This is a genomic window from Streptomyces sp. NPDC054847 (assembly GCF_053610925.1).
This window is the reverse complement of sequence record NZ_JBSGZJ010000149.1, coordinates 1-14695: the sequence shown is the minus strand read 5'-3', so window position 1 is coordinate 14695 and position 14695 is coordinate 1. Positions and strand designations below refer to the sequence as shown.

13 protein-coding genes and 1 riboswitch are annotated in these 14695 nt (G+C 69.7%); of the genes, 11 read left to right on the top strand and 2 right to left on the bottom strand.

Annotation, left to right across the window (positions count from 1 at the left end; genetic code table 11):
* Positions 1-142 precede the first annotated feature (142 nt).
* The 10 genes from ACWGH4_RS17160 (at position 143) to ACWGH4_RS17115 (ending at position 10391) form a co-directional block, all read left to right on the top strand.
* Entirely contained in the window at positions 143-751 is a 609-nt protein-coding gene (locus ACWGH4_RS17160) for a CDP-alcohol phosphatidyltransferase family protein (RefSeq protein ID WP_005320121.1), read from the top strand.
* 122 nt (positions 752-873) lie between these two features.
* Positions 874-3369: a mannose-1-phosphate guanyltransferase gene (locus tag ACWGH4_RS17155; RefSeq protein ID WP_189470220.1), complete on the top strand. Its 2496-nt coding sequence runs from the start codon at positions 874-876 to the stop codon at positions 3367-3369.
* 98 nt (positions 3370-3467) lie between these two features.
* Positions 3468-4394: a DUF881 domain-containing protein gene (locus tag ACWGH4_RS17150; protein ID WP_453461257.1), complete on the top strand. Its 927-nt coding sequence runs from the start codon at positions 3468-3470 to the stop codon at positions 4392-4394.
* Positions 4391-4723, top strand: a complete 333-nt coding sequence (locus ACWGH4_RS17145; RefSeq protein WP_003970459.1) for a small basic family protein — start codon at positions 4391-4393, stop codon at positions 4721-4723. Before ACWGH4_RS17150 ends, ACWGH4_RS17145 begins: the two co-directional genes overlap by 4 nt.
* Before the next feature lie 2 nt (positions 4724-4725).
* The gene (locus ACWGH4_RS17140) at positions 4726-5574 is read left to right on the top strand and encodes a DUF881 domain-containing protein (RefSeq protein ID WP_453461261.1); all 849 of its coding nucleotides are present in this window, start codon (positions 4726-4728) and stop codon (positions 5572-5574) included.
* A 148-nt stretch (positions 5575-5722) separates the two neighbouring features.
* A complete protein-coding gene (locus tag ACWGH4_RS17135; RefSeq protein WP_229835089.1) occupies positions 5723-6598 on the top strand; it encodes an FHA domain-containing protein in 876 nt (291 codons plus the stop codon).
* 42 nt (positions 6599-6640) lie between these two features.
* Positions 6641-7384 carry a transcriptional regulator FtsR gene (gene ftsR / locus ACWGH4_RS17130; protein ID WP_441267474.1) on the top strand — a complete coding sequence of 248 codons (744 nt, stop codon included), beginning with the start codon at positions 6641-6643 and terminating at the stop codon, positions 7382-7384.
* Between the two features lie 53 nt (positions 7385-7437).
* Entirely contained in the window at positions 7438-7911 is a 474-nt protein-coding gene (locus tag ACWGH4_RS17125; RefSeq protein ID WP_005320145.1) for a bifunctional nuclease family protein, read from the top strand.
* A gap of 235 nt (positions 7912-8146) precedes the next feature.
* Positions 8147-8692: a MerR family transcriptional regulator gene (locus tag ACWGH4_RS17120; protein ID WP_244258316.1), complete on the top strand. Its 546-nt coding sequence runs from the start codon at positions 8147-8149 to the stop codon at positions 8690-8692.
* Between the two features lie 49 nt (positions 8693-8741).
* Positions 8742-10391 carry a DNA polymerase IV gene (locus ACWGH4_RS17115; RefSeq protein ID WP_453461253.1) on the top strand — a complete coding sequence of 550 codons (1650 nt, stop codon included), beginning with the start codon at positions 8742-8744 and terminating at the stop codon, positions 10389-10391.
* A gap of 91 nt (positions 10392-10482) precedes the next feature.
* Here ACWGH4_RS17115 and ACWGH4_RS17110 read toward each other — a convergent pair whose 3' ends face one another.
* The gene (locus ACWGH4_RS17110; protein ID WP_441267472.1) at positions 10483-10866 is read right to left on the bottom strand and encodes a PRC-barrel domain-containing protein; all 384 of its coding nucleotides are present in this window, start codon (positions 10864-10866) and stop codon (positions 10483-10485) included.
* A 113-nt stretch (positions 10867-10979) separates the two neighbouring features.
* Positions 10980-11077: riboswitch (glycine riboswitch) on the top strand.
* A 180-nt stretch (positions 11078-11257) separates the two neighbouring features.
* Here ACWGH4_RS17110 and gcvP point away from each other — a divergent pair.
* Complete coding sequence (gcvP, locus tag ACWGH4_RS17105; protein ID WP_453461250.1) at positions 11258-14143, top strand: aminomethyl-transferring glycine dehydrogenase; 2886 nt, start codon at positions 11258-11260, stop codon at positions 14141-14143.
* Between the two features lie 83 nt (positions 14144-14226).
* Here gcvP and ACWGH4_RS17100 read toward each other — a convergent pair whose 3' ends face one another.
* On the bottom strand, positions 14227-14433 hold the full coding sequence (locus tag ACWGH4_RS17100) for a DUF5999 family protein (protein ID WP_441267470.1): 207 nt from the start codon (positions 14431-14433) through the stop codon (positions 14227-14229).
* Positions 14434-14695 lie beyond the last annotated feature (262 nt).

Genomic DNA, 14695 nt, shown 5'->3' with positions numbered 1-14695 from the left:
CCGCCGAACAATCATTGTGGGAAAGCCCCGCACCTCTGGTGCGGGGCTTTCCTGCGTTCAAGGGGGGCACTGCACAGGCCGGCTCCCGCTGCAGGTAAGGTCAGGGAGCATCGTCGGCACATTCCACACAGGAGGCCCCCGGGTGGAGGTCCAGGAGACCCGCGTTCAAACGGACCGGGTACTCACCATCCCCAACATCCTGAGCATGGCTCGCCTCGTCGGCGTGCCGCTGTTCCTGTGGCTGATTCTCCGCCCCGAGTTCGGCGGGCCCAAGAGTGACGGCTGGGCGTTGCTGGTGCTCATGCTCAGCGGCGTCAGCGACTATCTCGACGGCAAGCTGGCCCGACGCTGGAACCAGATCAGCAGCCTGGGGCGCATCCTCGACCCGGCCGCCGACCGCCTCTACATCCTGTCGACCCTTGTCGGTCTCACCTGGCGGGAGATTCTGCCGCTCTGGCTGACGGCCGCGCTATTGGCACGTGAAGTGATGCTGCTGGTGATGGTGGGAATCCTCCGTCGCCACGGCTATCCGCCGCCCCAGGTGAACTTCCTGGGCAAGGCCGCCACCTTCAACCTCATGTACGCCTTCCCCTTGCTGCTCCTGAGTGACGGAACGGGGTGGCTTGCGTCACTCGCGGCGATTTTCGGATGGGCGTTCGCGGGATGGGGTACAACTCTGTATTGGTGGGCAGGGATCCTCTATGTGATTCAGGTCCGCCGTCTCGTCAAAGCGGACACTATGGCCGATTGACCTCGTCGGTGTGGGAGCGCGCTGTGTCGCCGGCCGCGCGTGTCACCACACGTCACCAGCGGTCACCTTTGGACGGGTGAAGTCGGCCAGACAGTCGTCTCTTCAAGGAGGACGCTTCCGACATGAAGGCCGTCGTGATGGCCGGCGGCGAAGGTACCCGACTTCGCCCCATGACCTCGAGCATGCCCAAGCCGCTCCTGCCGGTGGCCAACCGGCCCATCATGGAGCACGTGCTCAGGCTGCTCAAGCGGCACGGGCTCACCGAAACCGTTGTGACCGTGCAATTTCTCGCCTCACTCGTGAAGAATTACTTCGGTGACGGCGAAGAGCTCGGAATGGAGCTCACTTATGCCAATGAGGAGAAGCCACTCGGCACTGCCGGCAGTGTGAAGAACGCAGAGGAAGCGCTGAAGGACGACGCCTTCCTCGTTATTTCCGGTGACGCCCTCACCGACTTCGACCTGACCGACCTCATCTCCTTCCACAAGGAGAAGGGCGCTTTGGTCACCGTGTGTCTGACGCGCGTGCCGAATCCCCTGGAATTCGGCATCACCATCGTCGACGAAGAGGGAAAGGTCGAGCGCTTCCTCGAGAAGCCGACGTGGGGGCAGGTCTTCTCCGACACGGTCAACACGGGCATCTACGTGATGGAGCCCGAGGTCTTCGACTATGTCCAGCCCGACGTTCCCGTCGACTGGTCCGGGGATGTGTTCCCGCAGCTCATGAAGGAAGGCAAGCCGATCTACGGCTATGTCGCCGAGGGCTACTGGGAGGACGTCGGCACTCACGAAAGCTATGTGAAGGCCCAGGCCGACGTCCTGGAGCGCAAGGTGGACGTCGAGCTCGACGGCTTCGAGATCTCTCCCGGTGTGTGGGTCGCGGAGGGCGCGGAGGTGCATCCCGACGCGACGCTGCGAGGCCCGCTCTACATCGGCGACTACGCCAAGGTCGAAGCGGGCGTCGAGATCCGCGAGCACACCGTCGTGGGCTCCAACGTCGTCGTGAAGACCGGTGCGTTCCTGCACAAGGCCGTGGTCCACGACAACGTCTACATCGGTCCGCAGAGCAATCTCCGCGGCTGCGTCATCGGTAAGAACACTGACATCATGCGCGCCGCCCGCATCGAGGACGGCGCCGTCATCGGCGACGAGTGCCTCGTCGGTGAAGAATCGATCGTCCAGGGCAACGTCCGGGTCTATCCGTTCAAGACCGTCGAGGCCGGCGCGTTCGTCAACACGTCCGTCATCTGGGAGTCCCGGGGACAGGCGCATCTCTTCGGTGCCAGAGGCGTGTCCGGCATCCTCAACGTGGAGATCACGCCGGAGGTCGTGGTGCGCCTGGCCGGTGCGTACGCCACCACGCTGAAGAAGGGCGCCACCGTCACCACCGCACGTGACCACTCGCGTGGCGCCCGTGCCCTGAAACGCGCCGTGATTTCAGCGCTGCAGGCCAGCGCCATCGACGTACGCGACCTGGAGAACGTGCCGCTGCCCGTGGCGCGCCAGCAGACGGCGCGCGGAAGTGCGGGCGGCATCATGATCCGTACGTCGCCGGGTGTGCCCGACTCCGTCGACATCATGTTCTTCGACGAACGTGGTGCCGACCTGTCGCAGGGTGGTCAGCGCAAGCTGGACCGGGTGTACGCGCGGCAGGAGTACCGGCGTGCGTTCCCGGGCGAGATCGGCGATCTGCATTTCCCGTCGAGCGTGTTCGACTCGTACACCGGCTCCCTGCTGCGGAACGTGGACACCACCGGGATCGCCGAGTCCGGTCTCAAGGTCGTCATCGACGCGTCCAACGGCAGCGCCGGTCTTGTGCTGCCGAGCCTGCTGGGACGCCTCGGGGTCGACGCGCTGACGATCAATCCCGGCCTCGACGAGTCCCGACCCACGGAGTCCGCGGACACCCGCAGGTCCGGTCTGGTCCGGCTCGGGGAGATCGTCGCCTCCGCGCGTGCGGCGTTCGGCGTCCGGTTCGACCCCGTCGGCGAACGGATCTCGCTGGTCGACGAGCGGGGCCGGATCGTCGAGGACGACCGTGCGCTGCTGGTGCTGCTCGACCTGGTCGCGGCGGAGCGGCGCAGCGGCGGTGTGGCGCTGCCGGTGACGACGACGAGGATCGCCGAGCAGGTCGCGGCGTATCACGGCACGCAGGTCGAATGGACGACGACGTCCCCTGACGACCTGACGAGGGTGTGCCGGGAGGAGACCACGATCTTCGGCGGCGACGGTCGCGGCGGCTTCATCGTGCCGGAGTTCAGCAGCGTCTTCGACGGTACGGCCGCGTTCGTTCGGCTGGTCGGCCTGGTCGCCCGTACGCAGCTCACGCTGAGCCAGATCGACGCCCGTATCCCGCGGGCCCATGTGCTCAGGCGGGACCTCGCGACGCCGTGGGCGGTCAAGGGGCTCGTGATGCGGCGTGTGGTCGAGGCCGCCGGCGATCGGCACGTGGACACCACCGACGGTGTGCGCGTGGTCGAGGCCGACGGCCGGTGGGTGATGGTGCTCCCCGACCCGTCGGAGGCCGTCACCCATCTGTGGGCGGAGGGGCCCGACGACGCGTCGGCCCAGGCGCTCCTGGACGAATGGTCGTCGGTCGTGGACAGCGCAGGTCACTGACGCATTGCCGGTGTGCCGGCGGACTCCTGTGGGGCGTCCGTCGGCACACCGGTGGGGCCATTCGGCGGTAGCGGTTGCGACGTGCGACGATGTGCGGCATGTCGCAGCAGCCCCCCGTTCGGAGCACAGGTTCTCCGCCCGCGCGCCCTGATGCGTCCATGTCGCTGCTGACCAATGTCATGGAGCACAGCCTCGACGACGGTTACGCGGAGGCGGCGGCGCGCCGGGCGGAGGGCGGCGGTATGCCCCGCACGCTGCGCGCCAAGCTGGGTCTGGCCGCCGGTCTCGTGCTCGCGGCCGCCGTCGTCACGCTCGGAGCCGCCGAGGCGCAGATCTCGGCACCGGTCCTGGCCAAGGAGCGCGAGGAGCTCATCGACCGCGTCGAGGCGCAGACCGAGAAGGCCGACGCCGTGGAGCGGGACGTCGAGGCTCTGCGGTCGGACGTCGAGGAGCGGCAGCGCAAGGCCCTTAACGCGCAGGGCGAGGAGCAGGGCGCGACGGTTCCTCTGCTGGCGGGCGCCACAGAGGTGCACGGCCCGGGCGTCAAACTCGTCGTGGACGATGCCAAGGGGACCGACCAGGGCGGCGACGGGCCGCGGGAGAGCAGCGGTTTCTCCGACACCGGCCGGGTACGGGACCGGGACATGCAGCGGGTCGTCAACGGCCTCTGGGAGTCCGGTGCCGAGGCGATCGCGATCAACGGGCAGCGGCTGACCGCCCTGTCGGCGATCCGTGCGGCCGGCGACGCCATACTGGTCGACAACAGGCCGCTGGTGCCGCCGTACACGGTGCTCGCGGTGGGGGACGGCAGCAAGCTGCGTACCGCCTTCCAAGGCAGTGCCGACGGGCAGTATCTCCAGGTCCTCAAAGAGGACTTCGGAATCCGCACCAGCATCTCCGACGAGGAGTCGGTGCGACTGCCCGCGGCCCCGAGCTTGATCGTACGAACAGCTGAGCCGACGACCGCCGACGCCCCGCAGGGCAGTGGGCCGGGAGCGGCCGAATCAGAGAAGGGCACATCGTGATCGCGGTACTGGGCCTCGTCGTGGGAGTCGTGGTCGGGCTTTTGGTCCGGCCCGAAGTGCCGGCGGTGGTCGAGCCCTATCTGCCGATCGCGGTCGTCGCCGCGCTCGACGCTGTGTTCGGCGGTCTGCGGGCCATGCTCGACGGAATCTTCGTCGACAAGGTCTTCGTCGTGTCCTTCCTCTCGAACGTCGTGGTGGCCGCGCTGATCGTGTTCCTCGGCGACAAGCTGGGCGTCGGCGCGCAGTTGTCCACGGGTGTGGTCGTCGTGCTCGGAATCCGGATCTTCTCCAACGCCGCGGCCATCCGCCGGCATGTCTTCCGGGCGTGACGATGAGCAGCGAAGAGACCTCCAGGAACGAGGCGCCGCAGCCGCGGCCGCCGCGCGCCCAGCCGCTCCCGCAGGCGCAGCCGCCCGCGCCCCCCGTCGCGCAGGAACCCGATCCGTCGAAGACCGATGTCCGGACCGGGCGGCAGCGGCTCGGTGCGGCGGTGTGGCCGCCGCGGGTGACCCGTGCCCAACTCATCGTCGCGGTGCTGCTGTTCGTCCTCGGTCTGGGCCTGGCCATCCAGGTCCGTTCCAACAGCGACGAGAGCGCGCTGCGCGGTGCCCGGCAGGAGGACCTGGTCCGCATCCTCGACGAACTGGACAACCGCACCCAGCGGCTCGAGGACGAGAAGCAGCGCCTCGAGGACCAGCGCACCGAACTCGAGAACAGCTCGGACCAGGCCGAAGAGGCCCGGAGGCAGACGCAGCAGAAGGAACAGCAGCTCGGCATCCTGGCCGGCACGGTCGCCGCGGAGGGGCCGGGCATCACTCTCACGATCCAGGACCCCTCCGGCACCGTGGAGTCGGACATGCTGCTCGACACGATCCAGGAGCTGCGGGCGGCCGGTGCGGAGGCGATCCAGGTGAACGGCACCCGGGTCGTCGCGGACACCTTCTTCTCGGGGGCCGCCGGGGACATAGAGGTCGACGGCAAGCGGATCACGGCTCCGTACACCTTCAAGGTCATCGGCAAGCCGCAGGACCTGGAGCCCGCCCTGAACATCCCCGGTGGTGTCGTGCAGACCCTGGAGAAGGAGCAGGCCACGGCTACCGTGGAGCCATCAGAGAAGATCATTGTCGACGCCTTGCGACCGGCGGAGCGGCCTGACTACGCTCGGTCGTCACCGCAGTGAAGCGGGGGGACATGGGGAGTGCCGGACCCGGGCAGAGGATTGCAGGGGGGCGACGCATCACATATGTGGTGCGTGGTGGAAACTGTCCGGAGGGTACGGACGTTGTGAGGGTGTCCGGTTCGGCAGGTGTGTTGGTTGAGGGTTCGTCCTGCCCCACGGGCGGGTCTATTTCGGTCAAGGGGAAACGCCCGTGAAGTTGTTTGCGAAGTTGTTCGGCAAGAGTTCACGCGAGGACGGCAACGCCCGCCATCGCGCGCCGCGTCATGGTCAGAGCGAGGAGCAGGGCGGCGAGCGCCCGCTGTTCCGGGACGAGGTGGCCGGTGGTGACAATTCGGGCGGACAGGGCGCGTCGTCTGTTGACCCTGCCGGTGCCCGCGGCATAGGTTTCGGGGATCCATCAACCTCAAGTGCGGGTGGAGGGTTTGCCTCCGACCCGTATGCGACCAATCCCCACGCGGGGCAGCCGCGGCAGGAGGATCCGTCCATGGCGGGTTTGCCGGTTTGTTCGAGGTGCGGCCACCGGAACACCGAGGCCGGTCGGTTCTGCTCCAACTGCGGTGCGCCGCTGAGGGGTGGCGCGCCGGCCGAGCGTGCGTCGGAGACGACGTCGACGATCTCCATCTCCGGCATCGAGGCCTACGACTCGGAGGTGACCGGCCAGACCGCCGTCCCCTCGCTCTCGCCGGAGGCCCAGGCCGCCGTCGAGGCACTGCCGCTCGGCTCTGCCCTCCTGGTCGTCCGCCGCGGACCCAACTCGGGCAGCCGCTTCCTGCTGGACGGTGAGCTGACCACGGCGGGGCGCCATCCGCAGAGCGACATCTTCCTCGACGACGTCACGGTGTCGAGGCGGCACGTGGAGTTCAGGCGCGGGCCGGACGGCGGTTTCACCGTATCCGACGTCGGCAGCCTCAACGGCACGTACGTGAACCGTGAGCGGATCGACTCCGTGGTCCTGGCCAACGGCGACGAGGTTCAGATCGGCAAGTACCGGCTGGTCTTCTACGCGAGCCAGCGGGGCGTGTAACCCTCCCCAGACTCCGTCCGGGGTGACCCCCAGGGAAGGCACATGCTGCGAACACCGACGGGCGGTGCCGGTCACGGCACCGCCGCCGCGGGCGACCGCCCGATGAGTATCGGCGCGGTCCTCGGGCACCTGCGCGACGAGTTCCCGGAAGTCACGATCTCCAAGATCAGGTTCCTGGAGGCAGAGGGCCTGGTCGAGCCGAGCCGTACGCCCTCCGGGTACCGCAAATTCACGGCCCGGGACGTCGAGCGGCTCGCGCTGGTGCTGCGGATGCAGCGTGACCACTACCTTCCCCTGAAAGTCATCCGCGAGCAGCTGGACGCCCTCGAACGGGGCGAGCAGGTGCAGCTGCCCGCACAGGGCGCCCAGCGGGACCTCTTCGACGGTTCCTGGGAACCGGAGGCCGAGCGTCCCCGCGGGGGCCGTATCGGCCGGGCGGCCCTGCTGGCCGCCGCCGAGGTGTCCGAGGAGCAGCTCACAGAGTGGGAGTCGTACGGCCTGCTCACCCCGGACGGGAGCGGCGCCTACGAGCCGGAGGCGGTCACGGTCGCACGGATGGTCGCAGAGCTGGGCAGATTCGGTCTCGAGCCCAGGCACCTGCGTGCCATGAAAGCCTCCGCGGACCGCGATGCCGGCCTGGTCGAACAGGTCGTCGCACCGCTGCGCCGGCACCGTAATCCGCAGACCAGGGCCCATGCGGAGGCCACCACGAAAGAGCTCGTGACGCTGTCCGTGAAGCTCCATGCGGCACTGGTGCAGACCGCCCTCGGAGTGCGGCTCCACTGATCTTGGACCAGCCCGACTACCCAAACCGGTCGCGCACGTCCTAGGGTTGCTGTGTGAACGAGCTCGACGTTGTGGGTGTCCGGGTCGAAATGCCCTCGAACCAACCGATCGTGCTCCTGCGTGAAGTGGGAGGCGATCGGTACCTCCCCATCTGGATCGGTCCCGGGGAGGCGACCGCCATTGCCTTCGCCCAGCAGGGCATGGCACCGGCCAGGCCGCTGACCCACGACCTCTTCAAGGACGTGCTGGAGGCGGTGGGCCAGGAGCTCACCCAGGTCCGCATCACCGACCTGCGCGAAGGCGTCTTCTACGCGGAGCTGGTCTTCGCCAGCGGGGTCGAGGTGAGTGCCAGGCCGTCCGACGCGATAGCGCTCGCCCTGCGCACCGGTACGCCGATCTACGGCAGTGACGGGGTGCTGGACGACGCGGGTATCGCCATCCCGGACGAGCAGGAGGACGAGGTGGAGAAGTTCCGCGAGTTCCTCGACCAGATCTCCCCCGAGGACTTCGGGTCCAGCAACCAGTGACGGTTCCGCCGACGCGTGGGCGGATCGCTCCCGTGCCGGCGCATTCGAGCAGCCTTTCCCCGGATGGGGGCACGGGAAACCACTCTCAGGGTGATTATCACTCGGCGTGCCGAGTGTGGCGATCGTTGACGCACCCCTGGTGACTCCCTACCTTCGAGGTGGCAGGTCAAGGACGGAGGTCGGCGTGAGAAGCAGCGGCGACAGTACGGTTGGGGGCGGCCCCGGACGCGGTCCGGTGGAAAGCGGGCCGTACCCGCTGCACGACAGCGCAGCCGCGCCCTCCACCGACACCATCGGCTACCGCGGGCCCACGGCCTGCGCGGCCGCCGGGATCACCTACAGGCAGCTCGACTACTGGGCGCGCACGGGTCTCGTGGAGCCGAGCGTCAGGCCCGCGTACGGCTCCGGCACCCAGCGGCTCTACAGCTTTCGCGACGTGGTCGTCCTCAAGATCGTCAAGCGCTTCCTGGACACCGGAGTGGCGCTGCAGAACATCCGGGCGGCCGTCCAGCACCTGCGGGCCCGGGGGTTCCGGGACCTCGAGCGCATGACGCTGATGAGCGACGGCGCGACGGTGTACGAGTGCTCCTCGCCCGACGAGGTGGTCGGCCTTCTCCAGGGCGGTCAGGGCGTCTTCGGGATCGCCGTGGGCGTCGTGTGGCGGGACGTCGAGACGGCGCTGTCGCAGCTGCACGGCGAGCGGATCGACACGGGGGAGACCCTGGTGGGGCACAACCCCGCGGACGAGCTGGCCAGACGCAGACGCGACCGGGCCGTCTGACGGCGCTCGCCGCTCCCCGTTGTCAGTGCTGTGGGGGAGCATCGGACATGTGAGAACCGCGCCGACGATCCTGCATCTCGACATGGATGCCTTCTTCGCCGCCGCCGAGCAGGCGGCGAAGCCGTCGCTGCGCGGAAAGCCGGTGATCGTCGGTGGACTCGGTCCGCGGGGCGTGGTGGCCACGGCCTCCTACGAGGCCCGGCGTTTCGGCGTGCATTCGGCGATGCCGATGGCGCAGGCCAGACGGCTCGCACCCAACGCGGCCTGTCTCGTACCACGTTTCTCGCTGTACCGCTCGGTGAGCGAGCAGGTCATGGAGCTGCTGGGGCGGCTGTCGCCGCTCGTGGAACCGCTGAGCCTCGACGAGGCCTTCGTGGACCTGGAGGCCGGTGGCGCGGCCCATGACGCCCCGTCCGCCCGTGCGACGGGGGAGCGGTTGCGCGCCGACATCCGGGCCGTCACGGGACTCACCGGGTCGGTCGGGCTGGCCGGCTCCAAGATGATCGCCAAGATCGCTTCCGAGCAGGCCAAGCCCGACGGCCTGGTGCTGATCGATCCCGGCACCGAGCGTGACCTGCTCGGGCCGATGCCCGTCCGGACCCTGCCCGGCGTGGGGCCGGCGACCGGGGAGCACCTGCGGCGGGCCGGCATGACCACCGTCGCGGACCTCGCCGAGGCGGGCGAGGACGAGCTCGTACGGCTGCTCGGCAGGGCGCACGGAGCATCGCTGTTCCGGATGGCGCTGGGGCACGACGACCGGCCCGTAGTGGCCGAGAGGGACGCGAAGTCGGTGTCCGTCGAGGACACCTTCGACGTCGATCTGCACGACCGGGTGCGGGTCCGGCTCGAGGTGGACCGGCTTGCCGAGCGGTGCGTGCAGCGGCTCCGCGGCAGCGGTCACTCCGGCCGGACCATCGTGCTCAAGGTCCGCCGGTACGACTTCTCGACGCTGACGCGGTCGGAGACGCTGCGTGGGCCGACGGACGACCCGACGGTGGTGCGGGAGGCGGCCGGCAGGCTGCTGGAGTCGGTGGACACCACCGGTGGCGTACGGCTCCTGGGCGTGGGCGTGACGGGGCTCGCGGACTACACCCAGGAGGACCTGTTCGCGCAGGCCGCGGCGGAGGCGGAGGCCGAGGCCGAGGCGGCCGCGGGGGCCGAGGAGGAGAGTGCGCTTACGGCCCCGGAGGGCGCACCAGCCGGGGCGGGCGAACCGCACCGTACCGAGCCCGGCCGGCCCGACCCGGCGGAGCGACGCTGGGCGGCCGGACAGGACGTGCGCCATGCGACGTACGGGCCGGGCTGGGTCCAGGGCAGCGGCGTCGGCAGGGTCACCGTGCGGTTCGAGGAGCCGTGGTCGGCGCCGGGCAGGGTCCGGACCTTCCGGGTGGACGACGAGGACCTCGAGGCCGCGGACCCACTGCCGCTGGTGCGGCCCACCGGGCGGGCGGAGCCCCCGTCGGCCGCGGCCGACGGGGCGCCGGATCCGGCTGCGGCACCGGGCGACGAGGCGGGGAGAACGCCGACGTCTTCCCGGCAGGCCACCCGCTCCGGGACGTCCGTGGAATCGCCACCATCCGGGGCCTCAGCGGCTTCCACGCAAGCGGCGCCGCCCCAGCCCTCTGCGGCAGGCGGCGCCGAGCCGCCGGAGCCACCGGTCATGCCTCGGGAGCCTGTCCCGGACCGGCGTCCGGGCTGACCTGGCGCGGCGGGGGAGAGGCGACGAAACGGCGGTGAGCAGGGGGCCCGTCCGTGCGGCCCGAGCCCCGATGACGCAGGCGTGCGGGCGGTCAGTCCTCCTGCCCCGCGACCCGGCCGAAGGACCGGTCGCCGGAGGCGGGTGCCGGCGCGGGAGGCGGACCGGAGAGGTCGAGCCCGTAGTGGTGGTAGAGCTGGAGTTCCTGCTCGGGCGACAGATGGCGGCCCACTCCGAAGTCGGGCGCGTCCTTGATCAGCGCGCGTTCGTAGGGGACGTGCAGCGCGTTGTCGACGAGCTCGCTCGGCTCGAGAGGGACGAAGGCGTCGCGGCTGAAGAGGCCCGTGCGCACGGCCGCCCACTCGGGCACGCCCGTGGCGTCGTCCAGGTACACCTCGTCAACGGTTCCGATCTTGTTGCCGTTGCGGTCGAACGCCTTGCGGCCGATCAGGCTGCGCGGATCGATGTCGGTCTGCACGGTCCCTCCAAATGGTCGCAACTGCTCTCCAACGACTACAGAAGTCCACATTCCGGGTGTCGGCCACTCGAGCGATCGTGTGGATGCACGCTGGTACCCTGGCAAACGGCCGCTGACCCTGTGCGGGAGAGTCCTCCGGAGAGCAGTCCGGAGGCGCCGAAGGAGCAAATCCTCCCCGGAATCTCTCAGGCACCTGTACCGCACGGACGAGGTCACTCTGGAAAGCAGAGCGGGCGTCGGACGGCATCCGCTCTCACCGACGGTGAAAGCCGGGATGTCGCTCCATGACGCCCGGTGAAGCTCTCAGGTCGAGATGACAGAGGGGGAGGCCGTCCGGGCATCCATGCCGTGATGCCCCTCGCAGGTCGCGAAGACCAGGAGGCCTCCCACCATGACCGCCAACCGCATTCCGCTCTCCCAGCTGGAGCGAGGGATCCCGTTCGAGCAGCGGCACATCGGGCCCGACGCCGGTGCCCAGGCCAAGATGCTCGCCCATGTGGGCTACGGCTCCCTCGACGAGCTCACCGCCGCCGCCGTACCGGACGTCATCAAGAGCGCCGAGGCCCTGGACCTCCCTGACGCCCGCACCGAGGCGGACGTCCTCGCGGAGCTGCGCACCCTTGCGGACCGCAACCAGGTGCTCGCCCCCATGATCGGACTCGGCTACTACGGGACGTTCACGCCGCCGGTCATCCTGCGCAACGTCATGGAGAACCCGGCCTGGTACACGGCGTACACGCCGTACCAGCCGGAGATCTCGCAGGGGCGGCTCGAGGCGCTGCTCAACTTCCAGACCGTGGTCGCCGACCTGACCGGGCTGCCCACCTCCGGCGCCTCGCTCCTCGACGAGGGCACGGCCGCCGCGGAGGCCATGTCGCTGGCCCGCCGTGTGGGCAAGGTCAAGAACGGCGTCTTCCTGGTCGACGCGGACGCCCTGCCCCAGACCCTGGCCGTGATAGAGACGCGTGCCGAGCCCACCGGTGTCGAGGTCGTCACCGCCGACCTCAGCGAGGGAATCCCCGCCGAGATCGCCGAGCGCGGCGTGTTCGGTGTGCTGCTGCAGTACCCGGGCGCCTCCGGTGCCGTGCGTGACCTCAGGCCCGTGATCGAGCAGGCGCACGAGCTCGGCGCGATCGTCACGGTCGCCGCGGACCTGCTGGCCCTGACGCTGCTCACCTCGCCCGGCGAGCTCGGCGCGGACATCGCGGTCGGCACCACCCAGCGCTTCGGTGTCCCCATGGGCTTCGGCGGACCGCACGCCGGCTACATGGCGGTCCGGGAGAAGTTCGCCCGCAGCCTGCCCGGCCGCCTCGTGGGCGTCTCCGTCGACGCCGACGGCAACAAGGCCTACCGGCTGGCCCTGCAGACCCGCGAGCAGCACATCCGCCGCGAGAAGGCCACTAGCAACATCTGCACCGCGCAGGTGCTGCTCGCCGTGATGGCGGGCATGTACGCCGTCTACCACGGCCCGGACGGGCTGCGTGCGATCGCCCGGCGCACCCACCGTTACGCCGCGATCCTCGCCGAAGGGCTGCGGGCGGGCGGCGTCGAGCTCCTGCACGGCTCGTACTTCGACACCCTGACCGCCCGGGTGCCCGGCAGGGCCGCCGACGTGGTCGCCGCCGCCCGCGAGCGCGGCGTCAACCTGTACCTGGTGGACGCCGATCACGTCTCCCTCGCCTGCGACGAGACCACCGGCCGCGAGCAGCTGACCGCCGTCTGGGCCGCCTTCGGCGTGGACGGCGACGTCGACGCCCTGGACGCGGCCGGTGCGGACGCGCTGCCGGCCGCGCTGCTGCGCGACGACGAGTACCTGACCCACCCCGTCTTCCACCAGCACCGGTCCGAGACCTCGATGCTGCGCTACCTGCGCCGGCTCGCCGACCGCGACTACGCGCTGGACCGCGGCATGATCCCGCTCGGCTCCTGCACCATGAAACTGAACGCGACCACCGAGATGGAGCCGGTGACCTGGCCCGAGTTCGGCCAGATCCACCCCTTCGCACCGGTGGAGCAGGCTCAGGGCTATCTGACCCTGATCCACGAGCTGGAGGACCGCCTCGCCGAGGTGACCGGCTACGACAAGGTCTCCATCCAGCCCAACGCCGGGTCGCAGGGCGAGCTGGCCGGTCTGCTGGCCGTCCGCGCCTACCACCGCGCCAACGGGGACGCGGGCCGCACGGTCTGTCTGATTCCCTCCTCCGCGCACGGCACCAACGCGGCCAGCGCCGTGATGGCCGGCATGAAGGTCGTCGTGGTGAAGACCGCCGACGACGGCGAGATCGACGTCGAGGACCTGCGCGCCAAGATCGAGCAGTACCGCGACGAGCTGTCCGTGCTGATGATCACCTACCCGTCGACGCACGGTGTGTTCGAGGAGCACGTCGCCGACATCTGCGCCCAGGTGCACGACGCGGGCGGCCAGGTGTACGTCGACGGCGCCAACCTCAACGCCCTGGTGGGTCTCGCCAAGCCGGGCCGGTTCGGCGGCGACGTCTCGCACCTGAACCTGCACAAGACCTTCTGCATCCCGCACGGCGGCGGCGGTCCTGGCGTCGGCCCGGTCGGTGTGCGCTCCCACCTCGCGCCCTACCTGCCGAACCACCCGCTCCAGCCCGCGGCCGGCCCCCGGACGGGCGTGGGGCCGATCTCCGCGGCTCCCTGGGGCTCCGCGGGCATTCTGCCCATCTCGTGGGCGTACGTGCGCCTGATGGGCGGAGAGGGTCTCAAGCGGGCGACGCAGGTCGCCGTGCTCGCGGCGAACTACATCGCCAAGCGTCTCGAGCCGCACTACCCGGTGCTCTACACCGGTCCGGCCGGCCTGGTCGCCCACGAGTGCATCGTCGACCTGCGGCCGCTGTCCAAGGCGACCGGCGTCAGCGTCGACGACATCGCCAAGCGCCTGATCGACTACGGATTCCACGCGCCGACGATGTCCTTCCCGGTGGCCGGCACGCTGATGATCGAGCCGACCGAGAGCGAGGACCTGACCGAGCTCGACCGCTTCTGCGACACCATGATCGCGATCCGCGGCGAGATCGAGAAGGTCGCGTCGGGCGAGTGGTCCGCCGACGACAACCCGCTGCGCAACGCCCCGCACACGGCGTCCGCGCTCGGCGGCGAGTGGGACCACGCCTACAGCCGCGAGGAGGCCGTCTTCCCGGCGGGCGTGAACGCCGCCGACAAGTACTGGCCGCCGGTGCGGCGCATCGACGGAGCGTTCGGCGACCGTAACCTCGTGTGCTCCTGCCCGCCGCTGGAGGAGTACGACAACTGACGCGAGCCGCGCGGCACATGCGTCGGGGCCGGTCCGGAAGTTCTCCGGGCCGGCCCTTCTGTTTCCCGTGTTACCGAAGAGGCCTAGGCCGCGGTCACCAGCGGGCCGGCGGCCGCTGTACGGCGCGGGGCGATGATCCGGCCGTCGGGCAGCAGCTCGCCGGTGTCCTCGAAGAGGAGCACGCCGTTGCACAGCAGGCTCCAGCCCTGTTCCGGATGGTGCGCCACGAGGCGGGCCGCCTCACGGTCGGCGGAGTCGGATGTGGGACAGGCTGGCTGGTGCTGGCACATGGATGGGTTCTTTCGCTGTGATGTGGTGTGTGTCGTGCGGCTCGATGAGGTGTTCATGGCCGCTCCCCCGTATCTGTCGGTCGGTCCCCAGTGTTCACCCACGGAGGTCGCTCCGCAGGCATTTCACAGCAGCTCTTCCTACTGATTGATGACGCACCACCCGCTCGGGCGGTTCAGTTCAACGGGCCTGTCCTTTCGGGTGGTTCGCAGTGGCCCGGCCGGGCTAGTCACAACGGGCCAGTACCCGGACACCGATACGCCC

Excerpts from the sequence above, each read along its gene's own strand:
- ACWGH4_RS17155 (WP_189470220.1), top strand. The coding sequence starts at position 874 with ATGAAGGCCGTCGTGATGGCCGGCGGCGAAGGTACCCGACTTCGCCCC.
- ACWGH4_RS17150 (WP_453461257.1), top strand. The coding sequence starts at position 3,468 with ATGTCGCAGCAGCCCCCCGTTCGGAGCACAGGTTCTCCGCCCGCGCGC.
- ACWGH4_RS17140 (WP_453461261.1), top strand. The coding sequence starts at position 4,726 with ATGAGCAGCGAAGAGACCTCCAGGAACGAGGCGCCGCAGCCGCGGCCG.
- ftsR (WP_441267474.1), top strand. The coding sequence starts at position 6,641 with ATGCTGCGAACACCGACGGGCGGTGCCGGTCACGGCACCGCCGCCGCG.
- gcvP (WP_453461250.1), top strand. The coding sequence starts at position 11,258 with ATGACCGCCAACCGCATTCCGCTCTCCCAGCTGGAGCGAGGGATCCCG.
- ACWGH4_RS17100 (WP_441267470.1), bottom strand. The coding sequence starts at position 14,433 with ATGTGCCAGCACCAGCCAGCCTGTCCCACATCCGACTCCGCCGACCGT.